11 protein-coding genes and 1 pseudogene are annotated in these 15748 nt (G+C 64.7%); 5 read left to right on the top strand and 7 right to left on the bottom strand.

The annotated features are described in order from the left end of the window. Positions 1–305 precede the first annotated feature (305 nt). Positions 306–1067, bottom strand: coding sequence for an SDR family NAD(P)-dependent oxidoreductase (locus tag LK12_RS15665; protein ID WP_039286019.1), 762 nt, complete (start codon positions 1065–1067; stop codon positions 306–308). Between the two features lie 170 nt (positions 1068–1237). Here LK12_RS15665 and LK12_RS15670 point away from each other — a divergent pair, with 170 nt between their 5' ends. Next, positions 1238–1744, top strand: coding sequence for a nuclear transport factor 2 family protein (locus tag LK12_RS15670; protein WP_039286021.1), 507 nt, complete (start codon positions 1238–1240; stop codon positions 1742–1744). A gap of 1 nt (position 1745) precedes the next feature. Here LK12_RS15670 and LK12_RS15675 read toward each other — a convergent pair whose 3' ends face one another. Beyond that, positions 1746–2459, bottom strand: coding sequence for a UTRA domain-containing protein (locus tag LK12_RS15675; protein ID WP_039286023.1), 714 nt, complete (start codon positions 2457–2459; stop codon positions 1746–1748). Next, a complete protein-coding gene (locus tag LK12_RS15680; RefSeq protein WP_039286025.1) occupies positions 2456–3820 on the bottom strand; it encodes a formimidoylglutamate deiminase in 1365 nt (454 codons plus the stop codon). Before LK12_RS15680 ends, LK12_RS15675 begins: the two co-directional genes overlap by 4 nt. Positions 3821–3923: 103 nt before the next feature. Between LK12_RS15680 and hutI the strand changes: the two genes are divergently transcribed. From hutI to hutU, 4 genes are read left to right on the top strand one after another with little or no spacing between them, the layout of a single operon-like run. Next, the gene (gene hutI, locus LK12_RS15685; protein ID WP_039286030.1) at positions 3924–5132 is read left to right on the top strand and encodes an imidazolonepropionase; all 1209 of its coding nucleotides are present in this window, start codon (positions 3924–3926) and stop codon (positions 5130–5132) included. After that, a complete protein-coding gene (gene hutH / locus LK12_RS15690) occupies positions 5129–6658 on the top strand; it encodes a histidine ammonia-lyase (protein ID WP_039286033.1) in 1530 nt (509 codons plus the stop codon). Before hutI ends, hutH begins: the two co-directional genes overlap by 4 nt. After that, positions 6655–7464 carry an N-formylglutamate deformylase gene (gene hutG / locus LK12_RS15695; RefSeq protein ID WP_039286035.1) on the top strand — a complete coding sequence of 270 codons (810 nt, stop codon included), beginning with the start codon at positions 6655–6657 and terminating at the stop codon, positions 7462–7464. Before hutH ends, hutG begins: the two co-directional genes overlap by 4 nt. Beyond that, positions 7461–9125, top strand: coding sequence for a urocanate hydratase (hutU, locus tag LK12_RS15700; RefSeq protein ID WP_039286038.1), 1665 nt, complete (start codon positions 7461–7463; stop codon positions 9123–9125). Before hutG ends, hutU begins: the two co-directional genes overlap by 4 nt. A 35-nt stretch (positions 9126–9160) precedes the next feature. Here the strand turns inward: hutU and LK12_RS23845 are convergent, their stop codons facing one another. The 4 genes and pseudogenes from LK12_RS23845 to LK12_RS15720 form a co-directional block, all read right to left on the bottom strand. Next, positions 9161–9523 carry a PilZ domain-containing protein gene (locus LK12_RS23845; RefSeq protein WP_156135507.1) on the bottom strand — a complete coding sequence of 121 codons (363 nt, stop codon included), beginning with the start codon at positions 9521–9523 and terminating at the stop codon, positions 9161–9163. 78 nt (positions 9524–9601) lie between these two features. Continuing rightward, entirely contained in the window at positions 9602–10576 is a 975-nt protein-coding gene (locus LK12_RS15710) for a chemotaxis protein CheB (protein ID WP_039286041.1), read from the bottom strand. Continuing rightward, positions 10563–14996, bottom strand: a complete 4434-nt coding sequence (locus LK12_RS15715; protein WP_231568378.1) for a chemotaxis protein CheB — start codon at positions 14994–14996, stop codon at positions 10563–10565. Before LK12_RS15715 ends, LK12_RS15710 begins: the two co-directional genes overlap by 14 nt. Before the next feature lie 397 nt (positions 14997–15393). Then, positions 15394–15748 (bottom strand): annotated as a pseudogene (locus LK12_RS15720) (phosphotransferase family protein); the annotation flags it as partial.

The raw sequence follows: 15748 nt of genomic DNA on the forward strand, positions 1-15748 counted from the left end.
TTCCAGGAAGTGGCGGGCTTCGATGATCTCCGCCAGATAGAACACACTGCAGATCACCGGGGCGAGCGACCAATCGGCCAGCCCACCGCCTATGTATCCAACCAGCCTCTCCCGGCTCTGCGGATCGCGGATCCGGAGATCGGCGGCAAGGTAATCGTGGAGGTGGGCTCTGCGAGCATGCCGTCGATGATGACCGTGCCCTTGGGAGCCGTGACCGTCAGCAGGGCCGACAATGGTTCCCCCCCGCCCGCTGCACAAAGGCCTCCCGCGCGCCCTCGCCTCCGGTGATTTCCCAATCTCCCGCGTTACAGCTTGAAGCCGCCACTCGCTTCCACGTTCTGGGCGGTGACCCAGCGCGTCAGCGGCGAAGCGAAAGCGAGGACGGTATCCGCGATTTCCTCGGGCGTGCCGAAGCGGCGCAACGCGGTGTTGTCGACCACCATCGCCTTCATCTTCGGATCTTCCAGAACATGGGCGTTGGTCTCGCCGGCGGTAAAGCCCGGGCCGACCGAATTGACCGTGATCCCGCGCCGTCCGAGTTCGGCGGCCAGCACGCGCGTGAAAGCCTCCACCGCCGCCTTGGCCATGGTGTAGACGATGATCCCCGGATCGGTCAGCCGCGCGCCGGTGGAGGAAATGTTGATCACCCGCCCGAAGTCGGCAAGCCGCGAATGCAGCGCGCGGGTAAGGAAAAAGGCGCCCCGCACGTTGTTGTTGAAGACCTGATCGAAAAACGCCTCGTCGGCATCAAGGATCGTGCCATAGTCGCCGCCGCCGATGTTGTTCACGAGAATATCGAGCCGGTTCGAGCCGATGCGCTTTTCCAGTTCGGCGTCGAGCCCGGCGACAAGATGGTCGGCCTCGGCCTTGCCACCAAGCCGCGCCTGGAGGGCAAAGGCCTGTCCGCCCGCCGCCTCGATCCCGGCAACGGTCGCTTCCGCCGCCTCGCGATTGCCAGCGTAGTTCACCGCGACGATTGCGCCCGCACTGGCGAGCCGTTCGGCGATCGCCTTGCCCAGCCCGCGGCTGCCGCCGGTTACGAGAGCAGTCTTGCCTTTCAGTTCCATTCACCCTTCTCCCTAAGCCTTGTCACCCGGCTTTACAGGGACGAGATTGGCCCGCACGATCCCTCACTGCAAGGACCGCCCGGTCCCGGCCCAGCGTGTCGCTGCCGGTCCTGTTGATCCGGACGGCAATAATGACGCCCACGACGCACGCCCATGCAGGGAGAGACAGCATGACAGCAGACGACTTCGCGCAGATCGTAAACATCGTGAATCTCTATGCCGTGGCGACGGATTCGCACCGATACGAGCTGTTCGAGGACATCTTCACCGACGACGTCCATCTCGATTTCGGTGCCGGCGCGGCCATCGACGGGCTGGCGATCCTCATGCCGGCCTACAAGGACATTCACGCGGTCTTTTCCGCCACCCAGCACATGACGTCGGGCCACACCGTCAAGGTGGATGGCGATGAAGCGCGCTGCTTCAGCTACGTCTGCGGCCGTTTCCGCCGCAAGCTGGACGATGGCGAGGGCCTGTTCGAATCCACCGGCTGGTACGACGATGCGCTCGTGCGCACCTCCAAAGGCTGGCGCATCCGCAAGCGCATATCGCGGATGGTCACCTACACCGGCGATATCCGCGTGATGCAGGCCATGCCCGATGTCGACACGAACTACGTCCTCTCCTCGCTGTTCGAGGAAGCCGAAGCAGGCACCGTGGACTTCCTCGAAAGCTGATCTACGCCGGCGCGCGGCTGGCCGAGCGCTGGCCGAAGCGCGCGACGAGGTCGTACTGGTCGGCGCGGAAGTGCTGCCGCACGAACGTGATGCTGTCGCTGCCCCGCCAGGTCCGCCGCTCGACTACCAGGGTGGCCGTGCCGGGTTCGACGTCCAGCCAGTCGGCGATGCTGCCGCTTGCCCCTTCCGCCGCGATGCGGGTCTCCGCTTCGTCCCAGGGAACATGCCGCAGCAGCCAGGAGCCCGGCGCGAGGTGGCCGAAGTCGACGTCGGCGATGTCCGGCACCGCCGCGATATCGACGAGCCGTTGCTCGAACGCGAAAGGCACGTTGTCGGCCAGGTGCAGACCGTCAAGCGCCAGCACCTGTCCCCCTGCCGGGCCGAAGTGCGCGATACCGGCCTCGCTCACGTCGCGGCGGATAAGGCGATAGCGATGCGTCTGCCCGCGCGCAGCCACTTCCTCGGCGAGGTCGGGAATATCGAGAACCATCGAGTGCACACGCGGGCGCGACACGAAGGAGCCTGCGCGCTTGCGCCGTTCGATCAGCCCCGCATCGGCCAAGGCTGACAGAGCCTTGCTGACCGTCATGCGCGAGCAGCCGAACTGCTGCATCAGTTCGGCTTCGGTGGGCAGCCGCTCGCCCGGCGCCAGCTCGCCCGAGAGAATGCGCGCCTCGAACTGGCTGCGGATGCGTTCCCCCAGCGGTTTGGTCATGCCAGCAGTCCTTTCAGCGCCTTGTGATAGCGGGCCGTGATCGCCTCGCGGTCACGGTGCCGACCGCCTTCAACCCATTTGACACCGCGCCGCCAGATGCAGTCGATGGCGCCCTGCCCCGCCGCGAAGACCAATCCGTCCAGCAGCGCGTCTTCACGGCGTCCAAGCAGTGACGGGTGCCCGGCATCGAGACTGACGATGTCGGCAGGCGCGCCGGGGCTCAACGGCGAAGGCGCCGCAAGCGCCTGCTGCCCCCCCGTAAGCGCCCGTTCGAACAGCGCCCTTCCAGTCGATCCGCCTTCCGACCCGGCAAGGCAATTGCGGCGCCGGTGGATCAGGCGCTGCCCGTATTCGAGCAGGCGCAGTTCCTCTGTCATGTCGATGCGGACATTGGAGTCCGAGCCGATCCCGAACCGCACGCCCTGTGCCAGCGCCTCGACGGCGGGAAACACGCCATCGCCAAGGTTCGCTTCGGTGATCGGGCACAGCCCGACGACAGCCTTGGTCCGGGCGATGGCGGCCAGTTCGCTGCTGTCGACATGCGTGGCATGGACGAGACACCACTCGGCGCCGACATCGGCATTGTCCATCAGCCACTGCACCGGGCGGGCACCGCTCCAGTCGAGGCAATCGGCCACTTCGCGTTCCTGCTCGGCGATGTGGATGTGAACCGGCCCTTCCAGCGCGAGTGCGAGCACCTCGTTCAACGACTGAGGCGTTACCGCACGCAGCGAGTGCGGAGCGATCCCCAGTCTTGCGTCATCCAGTCCGGCCAGAGCGGCACGCGAGGCCTCCAGCAGCCTTCCATATCCCTCGGCGTCGGTGACGAAGCGCCGCTGCTCCGTTCCTGCCGGGATACCGCCGAAACCGCCCTGCGCGTAGAACACGGGCAGCAGCGTCAGCGTCTGACCCGTGTTTGCGGCGGCGGCGGCCAGAGCTTCGGCCATGCGCGCGGAGTTGGCATAGGGCCGCCCATCGGGCGCATTGTGCAGATAGTGGAATTCGCCGACGCGGGTGAAGCCGGCCTCGAGCATCTCCATGTAAGCGAGCGCGGCAATCGCCTCGAACGTATCGGGATCGAGCGCGTGGACGAAGCGGTACATCGCCTCCCGCCAGGTCCAGAAACTGTCCTCGCCCTTCCCCCGGTGCTCGGCCAGCCCCGCCATGCCGCGCTGGAAGGCATGGCTGTGCAGGTTCGGCATGCCGGGGACACCGATATCGTGGCGCTCGTCCTCCAACTGCGGCGATGTGTCCGTTTCCAATGCGGCCACGAGCCCATCGGCCACGGTCACGCGCGCATCGCGGCACCAGCCGTCCGGCGTGAACAGCGAGGCGAAATGGAGTGTCGTTGCCATGCCCATCGGCCCCTTCCTTGCTTGGCGGATATAATGTCTATACATTATTGAGACGCGCTGCCAAGAACGCGTCAGCGACGAACAGGCCGGGAAGGGAGATTCGGCTCCGATGCAATGCGACAGGGTCTGGACCAACGCGCGCCTCGCGACGATGTGCCGGGACGGCGCCGATCGCCTGGGGCTGATCGACAAGGGCGTCGTCGCCAGTCTGGATGGCCGGATCGTCTATGCCGGACCGGCGGACTCCGCGCCGACCTTTGCAGGCGCCGAAGTGCACGACTGCGAGGGCCGCTGGATCACACCGGGCCTGATCGACTGCCACACCCACCTGATCCACGCCGGCAACCGCGCGCATGAATTCGAACTGCGGCTGCAGGGCGCCAGCTACGAGGAAATCGCGCGCACTGGCGGAGGCATCGTTTCCACGGTCGCCGCCACGCGCACCGCGTCGGAGGACGACCTCGTCGCCGGTGCCCTCCCTCGCCTCGACGCGCTGATTGCCGAGGGCGTGACCACCGTCGAAGTGAAGTCCGGCTACGGCCTCTCGCTGGAAGCCGAAAGACGCATGCTGCGCGCCGCCCGGCGCCTCGGAGAAGAACGCGATGTCGGCGTGACCACCACGTTCCTCGGCGCCCATGCCCTGCCAAAGGAATATGCCGGGAATGCCGATGGCTACATCGACACGGTAGCGCAGGAGATGATCCCCGCGCTTGCAGGCGAAGGCCTTGCCGATGCGGTCGATGCCTTCTGCGAGTCCATCGGCTTCACCAACGCGCAGACCCGCCGCGTGCTGGAAGCCGCGCGCAAGGCCGGTCTCCCGGTCAAGCTGCACGCAGAACAATTGTCCAACCAGCATGGCTCTGCGCTCGCCGCCGAATTCGGCGCACTTTCGGCCGATCACCTCGAATGGCTCGACGACGAGGGCGTTGCCGCAATGGCGCGCGCCGGCACGGTCGCGACGCTGCTGCCCGGCGCCTATTACTTCACCCGCGAAACCCGCCTGCCGCCGATTGCCGCGCTGCGCGAAGCCGGAGTGCCCATGGCGCTGGCGACGGACTGCAATCCGGGCACTTCGCCGCTCACCTCACTGCTGCTCGCGATGAACATGGGCGCCACGCTGTTCCGGATGACGGTGGAGGAATGCCTGCTCGGCGTCACCCGCAACGCCGCGCGGGCGCTGGGCATGGGCGGCGAGATCGGCACGCTGGAAGCGGGCAAGGCCTGCGACCTCGCCATCTGGACCATCGAGACCCCCGCCGAGCTGGTTTACCGCATCGGCTTCAATCCCCTTCATGCCCGCATTCGGAGAGGCCATTGAGCACCATCACTCTCACCCCCGGCCACGTCTCGCTGAGCGACTGGCGCGCGATCTACCGCGGCGCTGAAGTGCGCCTGCATCCGGACGCCGCGCCCGTCATCGCGCGCAGCGCTGAGGCGGTCGCGCGGATCATCGCCCATGGCGAGCCGGTCTACGGGATCAATACCGGCTTCGGAAAGCTCTCCAGCATCCGCATCGAGGATGCCGATCTGGCAACGCTCCAGCGCAACATCGTGCTCAGCCACGCCGCCGGCACCGGCGAGCCGACGCCCGTTCCCGTCGCGCGGCTGATGATGGCGCTCAAGCTCGCCAGCCTCGCGCAGGGCGCCTCCGGCATTGCCCCGGCCACGGCGGATCTGCTCGAAGCCATGCTGGTGAAAGGCATCACACCGGTCATCCCCAGCCAGGGCTCGGTCGGCGCCAGCGGTGACCTTGCCCCGCTCGCGCACATGGCCGCGGCGATGATCGGGGTCGGCGACGTCTTCGTCGATGGGGCCCGGCTCCCGGCAGAGAAGGCCCTTGCCGACGCAGGGCTGGAGCCTGCCCGGCTCGGCCCGAAGGAAGGGCTCGCCCTTCTCAACGGCACGCAGTTTTCCTGTGCCTGGGCCCTCGCCGGCCTGTTCGAAACCGAGCGGCTGCTGCAGACCGCCCTCGTCGCCGGCGCACTCTCGACCGAGGCTGCCAAAGGCTCGGACGCGCCGTTCGACCCGCGCATCCATGCGCTGCGCGGCCATCGCGGCCAGATCGACACCGCCCACGTGCTGCGCGACCTGATGGCCGGCTCCGCCATCCGCGCCAGCCACATCGTCAACGACATCCGCGTGCAGGACCCGTATTGCCTGCGCTGCCAGCCGCAAGTCATGGGCGCCGCGCTCGACCTGCTGCGGCAAGCTGCAACGACACTGGCCATCGAAGCAAACGGCGTTTCGGACAATCCGCTGATCTTCGCGGAGACCGACGAAGCGCTGTCCGGCGGCAATTTCCACGCCGAACCGGTAGCCTTCGCCGCCGACATGATCGCGCTGGCCGTGTGCGAGATCGGCTCGCTGAGCGAGCGGCGCGTGGCGATGCTCGTCGATCCCGCGCTCTCGGGTCTGCCTGCCTTCCTCACGCCCGAGCCCGGCCTCAATTCCGGCTTCATGATCCCGCAAGTGACCGCCGCCGCGCTGGTCTCGGAAAATAAGCAGCGGGCATATCCGGCCTCGGTGGATTCGATCCCGACATCGGCCAATCAGGAAGACCACGTTTCAATGGCCGCGCACGGCAGCCGACGCCTCACCGGCATGGTGCAGAACGCCACCGCCGTCGTCGGCATCGAACTTCTCGCAGCGGCGCAGGGCTGCGACTTCCATGCGCCGCTCACCTCGAGCGATGCGCTCGAAGCGGTGCGCAGTCTCGTGCGCGAGGCCGTACCCGCGCTTGGATCGGACCGGCATTTCCATCCCGACATGGAAGCAGCCAATACCCTCGTGCGATCGGGCGCCGTGGCCGAGACGGCCGGTATCGACCTTCCGGCGCTGTCATGAGCGACTGGATAGACATCCATCGCGGCGATGCGCCGCTGATCGTGTGTTTCCCACACGGCGGCTCGGCCATTCCGCAGGATCTCGAAGCGCGCCTGTCCTCGCCCTGGCTCGCTCGCAAGGATGCCGACTGGCACATCGCCCGGCTCTATGCCTTCGTGCGCGAACGCGGCGCGACAACGGTCGCGACCTCGATTTCACGCACGGTGGTCGACTGCAACCGCGATCCATCGGGCGCTTCGCTCTATCCGGGGCAGACGACCACGGGTCTGTGCCCGGTCGAGACCTTCGACGGCGAAGCGCTTTACTCCGCCGAGACTCCCGACGCCGCCGAGATTGAGCGCCGCCGCAAGGCCTGGTTCGATCCCTACCACGCCGCCATAGCAGCGGAGATCGAACGCCTGCGCGCTGCGCATGATCTCGTGGTCCTCTACGATGCCCATTCGATCCGCAGCCGCGTGCCTCGCCTGTTCGAGGGTGAATTGCCGCAGTTCAACATCGGCACCGATGACGGACGGACCTGCGCCCCCGCCCTGCGCGATGCCGTTACGCAGATCTGCGCTGAGAGCGGCCTGTCGCATGTGGTCAACGGCCGGTTCCGGGGCGGCTGGACCACCCGCCACTACGGGAGGCCGGACAACAGCGTCCACGCCATCCAGATGGAACTGGCGATGCGCGGTTATCTTACCGAACCCGACATGCCCTCACCCGAAAACTGGCCCGCGCCGCTGTCCGACGCGCCCGCCGTTCTCCCCACCCTGCACCGCGTCATCGACGCATGTCTCGACTTCGCGAAAGGCCGATCATGACCCGCCTCGACAATTCGCGCCGGATCGTCCCGGCGACCGGCACCGAGCGCACCGCCCGAAGCTGGCTGACCGAAGCGCCGCTGCGCATGCTGATGAACAACCTGCACCCGGACGTCGCCGAACGCCCCGAGGAGCTGGTCGTCTATGGCGGCATCGGCCGCGCCGCCCGCGACTGGGAAAGCTACGACCGTATCGTCGAGACTCTGCGCCGGCTGGGGGACGATGAAACCCTGCTGATCCAGTCGGGCAAGCCGGTGGGCGTGTTCCGCACCCATGCCGATGCGCCGCGCGTGCTGCTCGCCAACTCCAACCTCGTGCCCAGGTGGGCGACCTGGGAGCACTTCCACGAACTCGATCGCAAGGGGCTGGCGATGTACGGGCAGATGACCGCGGGATCATGGATCTACATCGGCAGCCAGGGCATCGTTCAGGGCACTTACGAAACTTTCGCCGAGATGGGGCGCCAGCACTATGACGGCGACCTGAAAGGCCGCTGGCTGCTCACCGCCGGGCTTGGTGGCATGGGCGGCGCACAGCCGCTGGCAGCGGTCATGGCCGGGGCTTCCTGCCTTGCCATAGAATGCCAGGAAAGCCGCATCGAGATGCGCCTGCGCACCGGCTATCTGGACCACCGCGCCGACACCATCGAAGAGGCCATGGCGCTGATCGAGAAAGCCAAGGATGAAAGCAGGACGATCTCTGTCGGCCTGCTCGGCAATGCCGCAGAAGTGCTGCCCGAGATGTACTCCCGCGGCATCCGCCCGGACCTGCTGACCGATCAGACCTCCGCGCACGATCCGGTCAACGGCTACCTGCCAGCCGGGTGGGGCGTGGCCGAATGGCTGGAACGCCGCGAGCGCGAACCCGATGCCGTCGCCAGGGCGGCCAAGGCCTCGATGGCGGTCCATGTGCGTGCCATGCTGGACTTTCAGGCTGCGGGCGTGCCGACCGTCGATTACGGCAACAACATCCGCCAGATGGCCAAGGATGAAGGGGTGGAAAACGCCTTCAACTTTCCGGGTTTCGTGCCCGCCTACATCCGCCCGCTGTTCTGCCGCGGCGTCGGCCCATTTCGCTGGGCGGCGCTGTCTGGCGATCCGGAGGACATCTACAAGACCGATGCCAAGGTGAAGGAGCTGATGCCCGACGACGCGCATCTGCACCGCTGGCTCGACATGGCGCGCGAGCGCATCCACTTTCAGGGCCTGCCCGCCCGCATCTGCTGGGTCGGGCTCGGCGACCGGCACCGGCTCGGCCTCGCCTTCAACGAAATGGTCGCGAGCGGCGAGCTGAAAGCCCCGGTAGTGATCGGCCGCGACCATCTCGATTCCGGCTCCGTCGCCAGCCCCAACCGCGAGACCGAAGCGATGCGTGACGGTTCGGATGCGGTGTCCGACTGGCCGCTGCTCAATGCCCTGCTCAACACCGCCAGCGGCGCGACTTGGGTCTCGCTGCACCACGGCGGCGGCGTGGGCATGGGCTATTCGCAGCACGCCGGCATGGTGATCGTCGCCGACGGCACCGAAGCGGCTGCCAAGCGTCTGGAACGGGTGCTGTGGAACGATCCGGCAACCGGCGTGATGCGCCATGCCGATGCGGGTTACGACATCGCGCTCGATTGCGCCCGCGAGAGGGGACTGGATCTACCCGTCATCCTCTGATCACCCACTTCTGGCCAAGTTAGCTGGCGCTCAGGTCAGGAAGCCTGCAAGAATTCCACTTCCGCGCGGGTTTGCGCGAGATGGTCGACGATCGCGGCATGCATTGGGCGCTCGAATTCGATGCCGACCTGGGACGATTTCGACCAGCGCACATAGCCGGACCAAGCTTCCATGCCCTCCAGCTTGATGGTCACATATCGCCCCGGGCTGGCACCGCCCGAGAAAAGGTCGATCCTGCATCCCCAACGGGAGATATCCAGGACGACACCGCCGATCCGCGTCCTGTGACTATCCCGGACGACCGCCTTCGCGCCAAGTTCACGGCGTTTTTCCCGGCGTGCATCCAGCGCGCCCGAAGGCGCATAACGATTACCCATAGCAACGCCCTCATCTGGCAAAGCTGCGGTTACAGTTGTACGCACTAATATACTAAATTTTGATGACCGCCGTTTCCGCGGCAGGTGCCAAGGGCGCTCTCAGGCGTGCTCGCGCCGCGCGAGGATGAGGTCTTCCAGCGTATCGGCATCATTTTCATAGCTGGCCGCTCTCTCGCGCAAGCGACCGTTGGTGGCCTCGTCCTTTGCAGCCATTTCGCGAAGCAGCGCTGCTCTTTCCCGCAGCGAACGCAGCGTGTCGTACATGCTGCGTTCGAGCTTCTCCTCCTGCAACGCATCAAGCGAATTCTGCGTATAGGCGTGCCCGGTGTGGCAGCGGAACCGGGTGACCGGGCCATCTTCGATCCGCCAAAGCACGCCGTTGCAATCGGGGCAATTGTAGGGGGAAAGATTTCCCAGCTTGTCCTCGCTCGACATCTTGGCCTTCTCCAACCCCGCGATCATGAGTTCGAGCTTCACATTTTCGGCCACCGCCTTCGAAGGCCCGGCAGGTTCCGCAACGATCCGCGACAGGCGCTCGCCGATCTCGGCGGCAGACGCGATGCCTTCGGGTTCGCCCACGGCGCTTATCGCTGCACGCGGCATACTGGGGGACGAGGCATCCGCAGGGTCCTGCACCACGACAGCGCCTCCGGCTGAAACGATTGCCCGGCATCCAGCCGCACCGTCGTCGAGGTAACCTGAAAGGATCACCCCGGTCGCGCGCGACTGCCCGAAAACCGCAAGTGAGCGAAACAAGGGATCGATGGCGGGCCGGAAGTTGTTTTCGCGCGGCCCGCGACGCAAATGCAGGTGATGATCGCCAACCAGAAGATGGGCATCTGCAGGGGCAAGATAGAGGCAATTGGGGCGGATCACAGCACCATCCTGCGGTTCGCAGACCTCGATCGGGCTCGCACGCTGCAGGATGCCGAGCAGATGGCGTGTTTCGGCGGCGCGATGCAACACGACGATAAGCGTGGCCGGTTGCCTCGGACGATACGTCTCGAGCAGCGCAACAAGCGCCGGTAGACCGCCCGCGCTCCCACCTATGCCGATGAGGTCACGCCGGGCCATCGGTCTGGCCGTCCTCGGTCGAGATAAGCCGGGCAATGCGGCCGAGCATGGCGGCCGGAGAGACCGGCTTGGGGAGGTAGTTTATCCGACCGTTTTCGAGATCGAGATCCATATCCATTTCGAGTTCCGAGCCATAACCGGAAACGATCAGGACTGGCACGCCTTTCTCGCACAATTGGGGGAGCAGGGAGTCGACCGGCACGCCTGCGATATTGTAGTCCAGCAGCGCCAGATCGAAGTCTTCGCTGTCAATGGCGGCCCGGGCTTGAGCAACGGTGTGAAAAGGCCCGACAACCGTCGCCCCGGCTCCGATCAGCGTGTGCGCGTGCTGTTCCGCCACCAGCCATTCGTCGTCGAGCACCAGAACCCGAGCGCCGTTGAGCGGCGTCAGATCGATCTGCGGAGCTGCGGCTGTTGGCAGGGGGTCATTGCCGGCGCTGCCGCTGACGAGACGCTTCACCGGAATCAAGCATGTCACCACCAATCCCTCAGGCGCAAATTCTATATTCGTTTCGGCAGCCAGCTGGGCCCCCAAGATTCGTTCTATGACAGTGGAGCCAAATCCTTTCCTGTCCGGTTCCGTCACGAGCGGACCATTCCTCTCTGTCCATACGAACCGCAAGGCACCGTCGGCATCATCCCCCTCGATGCGCTTCCAGGTCACGTCGAGCTCGCCATCCGGCACCGAAAGCGCGCCGTATTTCAGCGCATTGGTACACAATTCGTGCAGCGCCATGGAAAACGCCTGTGCGGCCGCGGGAGCGAGAGCGATCTCGTCGCCTTCGACGCGCACGTTCTGCCCCACGGAGGAATGCGCAAGCTCGTCCTCGACGAGGTTTTTGAGGCTCGCTCCTTTCCAGCGTGCCTCGGCCAGCAAGCTGTGGGTGCGGGCCATCGCATGGAGTCTGTTTTCAAACGATGAAATGAAACCGTCGAAGTCCGGAGCGGCCTTGCCGGTGATCTTCGCAATCGAGAGGATGATCGCGAGCACGTTCTTCACCCGGTGATCGAGTTCGCGCATCACGAAGCGGTTTTGCTCTTCGGCCTGCTTGCGTTCGGTGATGTCCGTGGTGACGCCGAGGACAGAAACCCGGTCCCCCTCGTGCATGCGTTCGCCGCGACCGATCAACCAAATTTCGCGGCCGTCGGCCCGCACTAGCCGGAACTCTTCCTTGAACGGTGTGCCGTCTTCCACCGTCCTGGACAGGGCCGCCGATACCCGCGCCCGGTCGTTCGGCACGATCATGGCCATGAAATCGGAAACGTGCGGATTGGGGCCCGCCCGCTGCACACCGATGATCTCGCGCAGCCGCTCGTCCCACGTCACGTTTTCGGTATGTGCGTCGTAGTGCCATACGCCCATGTCGGCTGTCTTGATCGCCAGCGACAGCATCAGGCTCTCGCGGGCCATGCTGGTTTCGCGCTCGATCTGCATGATCGTCGCAGCCGCGACATTGGCCGCAGCCTGGAGGATGGTGAGATCCTTTTCGCGAAAATGGCCCGGCTCGCGATTGTGCAGGCCCAGTACACCCCACGGCCTTCCCCCGACTTCGATCAGACAACTCACGCCTGACCGCACGCCGTGATCCGAAAGCAGCCTCGGGGGGTCGAAACGACGTTCATGTTCGAAATCGGTAACGAGGACGGCAGGGTTCTTGAGCGTGTACCCGCCCTGGCTCTTGACGCCGGACGGGACGGTCGCCTTGCCGACCAACCCGTTCTTCCAACCCGCTCCGGCCACCAGGTCGAGCCGGTCGGTCTTTGGATTGAGCTTGAGCAACTTGGCGTAGTCGCAGTCGAGCGCGACCCGCAAGGACGCGCACAGTTCGTTGAAAAACGTCGGAAGGTCGCGCGCAGCCAGTGCCGCCTGGCCTAGTTCGGCGATGATCCGCTGCTGCCGTTCGCGGCCCGCAAGCTGGACGGCAACCTCCGCCTGAGCGGTTATGTCCGAATACGTGACGACCACGCCATGAATCCGCTCATCCGATGTTCGATAGGGGTGAATGCGGCGCAAGTACGTCAGCCCGGCCCGGGACGTGATCTGCTTTTCTGCGGGGCTGAGTTCGGCCAGGGTGGTACGCACGTCGTCCAGCAGGCTGGGGTCGTCGACCTTGAAAGCGAGTTCGGAAACGGGACGCCCTATGTCGCCGTCGCGCAGTTCCACGACGGCGTTGGTGCTGGGGGTGAAGCCGCTTATCTTGAATTCGGGATCGAGAAAGAGGACAGGCAGCCTGGTGCTGGTGAGAAGATTGCGCATGTCGTCCGAGGATTTCTCGACTTCCGCGATTTTCTCCTCGAGCTGATTGTTGACCGTGACCAGTTCTTCATTGAGCGACTGCAATTCCTCGCGGCTGGTCTCGAGTTCTTCATTGGCCGATTGCAATTCCTCGTTCGCCGCCACGGCTTCCTCGTGACTGGCCTTCAACTCCTCATTCGACGTTTCGAGTTCTTCGACTGTCGTCTGCAAATCCTCGCGGACGATCGCGAGTTCGTTCTCGATCTGGCGGACATAGTGGGCATCGGCGTCCACTGCTTCCTTGTCGGTGGCCTGGTCCTTCTCGGTCTCGATAAAAGTCAGCAGGAACAACCGGGTATCACCATCATTGATAGGCACGCATTCGATGCAGACGCTGGCATCGCGGTCCGGATAGCGGATCATTGCGCTGCGGTGCGATGGCGAACCGCCTCCGCTCACAGCCTTGATCGCTTCGCGCGCCCTGCTGCGCAGAGCCGGGGGCAGCAGATCGTAGATCGACTGGCTCGGCGTGCCTTCCGGCTGATCGATGAAGCGACGCACGGCACCGTGGAAATAGGCGATGTCCCCGTTTTCATACACCGCCATTGCCGCTGGGGCATAACGTTCCAACAAGGACCCGCGCACCTGGGTGGCAAGATCTCGCTGGCGATCACGCGGTGTCTGGCGTGGTAAACCGCTCAATCCATCGGCCAGAGCCATGTCGCTACGGGGACTGAGCCGTGCCAGCGACCGCCCCGGGCGGCGCGCATAGAGGTGGGACTTGGCATCGATGGTCCGGAATTCCCGCTGCCGGGGGCTGGTCGTCTCCGACGTGCCGAGAAGCAGATACCCCCCCTCTCGGAGGGCGAAATGGAAGGTCTCCAGCAGCCGCCCCTGGTGCTGACTAGCCAGATAGATCAGCAGGTTACGGCAACTTATGAGGTCCAGACGCGAGAAAGGTGGATCGGTGAGCACGTTTTGCTGCGCGAAAACCACCTTTTCGCGCAGCGCCTTCTTCACCCGAAAGCCGCCACTTTCACGCTGGAAAAAGCGCTGCAGGCGTTCCTGGCTCACATCATCGGCAATACTGGCGCCGTAAAGAGCCTCTCGCCCTTTACCGATCGCAGCGGAATCGAGGTCGGTAGCGAATATCTGCCATTCGCAGCCATGGTCGACGTGGGCGCATTGCTCTTCCATGAGCATCGCCAGCGTGAAGGCTTCTTCGCCAGTCGAGCAGGCGGGCACCCAGATGCGGATAGGCTCACCCGCCTTGGCGCGATTGCGGATAAGCGGCAGGAGCAGGTTGTTGGCAACGGCGTCCCATATCGGGGCGTCGCGAAAGAAGCTGGTCACATTGATCAACAGGTCATCGAAGAGCTGGCGAACCTCGTCCGCATTGGTCCGCAAGTGCACAAGGTAATCGGGAAGCGAATCGTACCTCAGCAGGTTCATGCGCCGGCGCACGCGGCGCCCGATCGTGCCGCCCTTGTAGGCAGTGAAATCATGGCCGGTCCGCGCCTTGAGCAGGGCAAGAATTCCGCTTAGAGCGCCGGGCGAGAACGGGTCGTCACTGGGCGCTTCCTTGATGCGTGCGGAAAGCTCGGCAATCGTGCGGGCCAAGGATTCCAGATCGGCAACCTGGTCGACCACGCCGGCATCGATCGCCGCACGTGGCATGCCATCGTAAAGCGAGGATTCCGGCTCCTGCGCCAGCGTCACACCTCCTGAACCTTTTATTGCCCGCAAACCGTTGGTGCCATCGCTGCCGGTGCCGGAAAGAACCACCCCGACAGCTCTCGTTCCGGCCGAATCGGCCAGCGAGCGCATGAAATGATCGATAGGCATGCGCAGACCGCGCGGCTCCGTGGGGGGCTCCACGAACAACCCATGGTCAACGAGCGTCAGATAGCGATCGGGCACCAGCACATAAATGCGCCCGGGCTCTACGGGCATGTCCTTGTCGGCCTCCAGAACCGGCAATTTCGCTGCGCGCCCCAGAATGTCCGCCAGCTGGCTTTCGTGGTCGGGGGCCAGGTGCTGAAGAATGACGAAACTGGCCGGAACATCGGCCGGAATTTCCGACACGAAACTCTTGAGCGCTTCGACCCCGCCGGCAGATGCCCCCACGGCGACCACGGGATGATCGAACCTGGGCTCTTCCTCGTTTGCCCGGGCTTCATGCATATGCGCCCCGCCTCGTCATTTGCATCGATGCTCGAACAATTTCTTTAAGCATAGTGCTGACCATAGGCAGGGACGCTCTATGAGTCGACCTTTGATCGAACTCGCTTCTGTGCACACAACTGCACACTTTACTCATTCGGTGTATTTCTGAAGAACCAACAGCGATGATTACTTCAATTGATTACGAACAACCCCATATGTGTCGACGGTAACACACGTAGTTGGCTGCTCTCCGAAAGTGTTTTCTCGACCGCTGAGGCTGAACTGCCGAAACTGGTTTCCGGTCGGCCGCACTTCCTTCCCGCCCCTCGAGCAGCCTTTAGCGTCCATTCATGCGGCAGGCACGGACGCGCCTCTAGCGCGCCCCTTGCCGGTGCGACGCGCGCTTTGCCGCAAATCAATCGCGGGTAAACCCCAGCGCCAGCCTTGCGAGTTCGGGGAAGGCCTTTGCGCGTTCCCTGGCCTGTGCGTTGGCTGCGGTACCGCGGATGACGCGGCCTTTGATGCCGTGGAAGATCGCGGCGAGGCGGAAGAAGTTGAAGGCCATATAGTAGCGGTAGTCGGGCAGGCTCTCGCGGCCCGTGCGGCGGCAGTAGGCGGCGACGTAGTCCTCTTCGCTCGGGATGCCGAGCGCGGCGATGTCCGCGCCGCCCAGCCCTGCCACGATGTGCGGCGGCATGTGGTACATCATCGCGTGATAGGCGAAGTCCGCCAGCGGATGGCCCAGCGTCGAAAGCTCCCAGTCGAGCACG

The sequence above is a fragment of the Novosphingobium malaysiense genome (genome assembly GCF_000802225.1).
Classification (GTDB): Bacteria; Pseudomonadota; Alphaproteobacteria; order Sphingomonadales; family Sphingomonadaceae; genus Novosphingobium; species Novosphingobium malaysiense.

Excerpts from the sequence above, each read along its gene's own strand:
- LK12_RS15665 (WP_039286019.1), bottom strand. The coding sequence starts at position 1,067 with ATGGAACTGAAAGGCAAGACTGCTCTCGTAACCGGCGGCAGCCGCGGG.
- LK12_RS15670 (WP_039286021.1), top strand. The coding sequence starts at position 1,238 with ATGACAGCAGACGACTTCGCGCAGATCGTAAACATCGTGAATCTCTAT.
- LK12_RS15675 (WP_039286023.1), bottom strand. The coding sequence starts at position 2,459 with ATGACCAAACCGCTGGGGGAACGCATCCGCAGCCAGTTCGAGGCGCGC.
- LK12_RS15680 (WP_039286025.1), bottom strand. The coding sequence starts at position 3,820 with ATGGGCATGGCAACGACACTCCATTTCGCCTCGCTGTTCACGCCGGAC.
- hutI (WP_039286030.1), top strand. The coding sequence starts at position 3,924 with ATGCAATGCGACAGGGTCTGGACCAACGCGCGCCTCGCGACGATGTGC.
- hutG (WP_039286035.1), top strand. The coding sequence starts at position 6,655 with ATGAGCGACTGGATAGACATCCATCGCGGCGATGCGCCGCTGATCGTG.
- hutU (WP_039286038.1), top strand. The coding sequence starts at position 7,461 with ATGACCCGCCTCGACAATTCGCGCCGGATCGTCCCGGCGACCGGCACC.
- LK12_RS15710 (WP_039286041.1), bottom strand. The coding sequence starts at position 10,576 with ATGGCCCGGCGTGACCTCATCGGCATAGGTGGGAGCGCGGGCGGTCTA.
- LK12_RS15715 (WP_231568378.1), bottom strand. The coding sequence starts at position 14,996 with ATGCATGAAGCCCGGGCAAACGAGGAAGAGCCCAGGTTCGATCATCCC.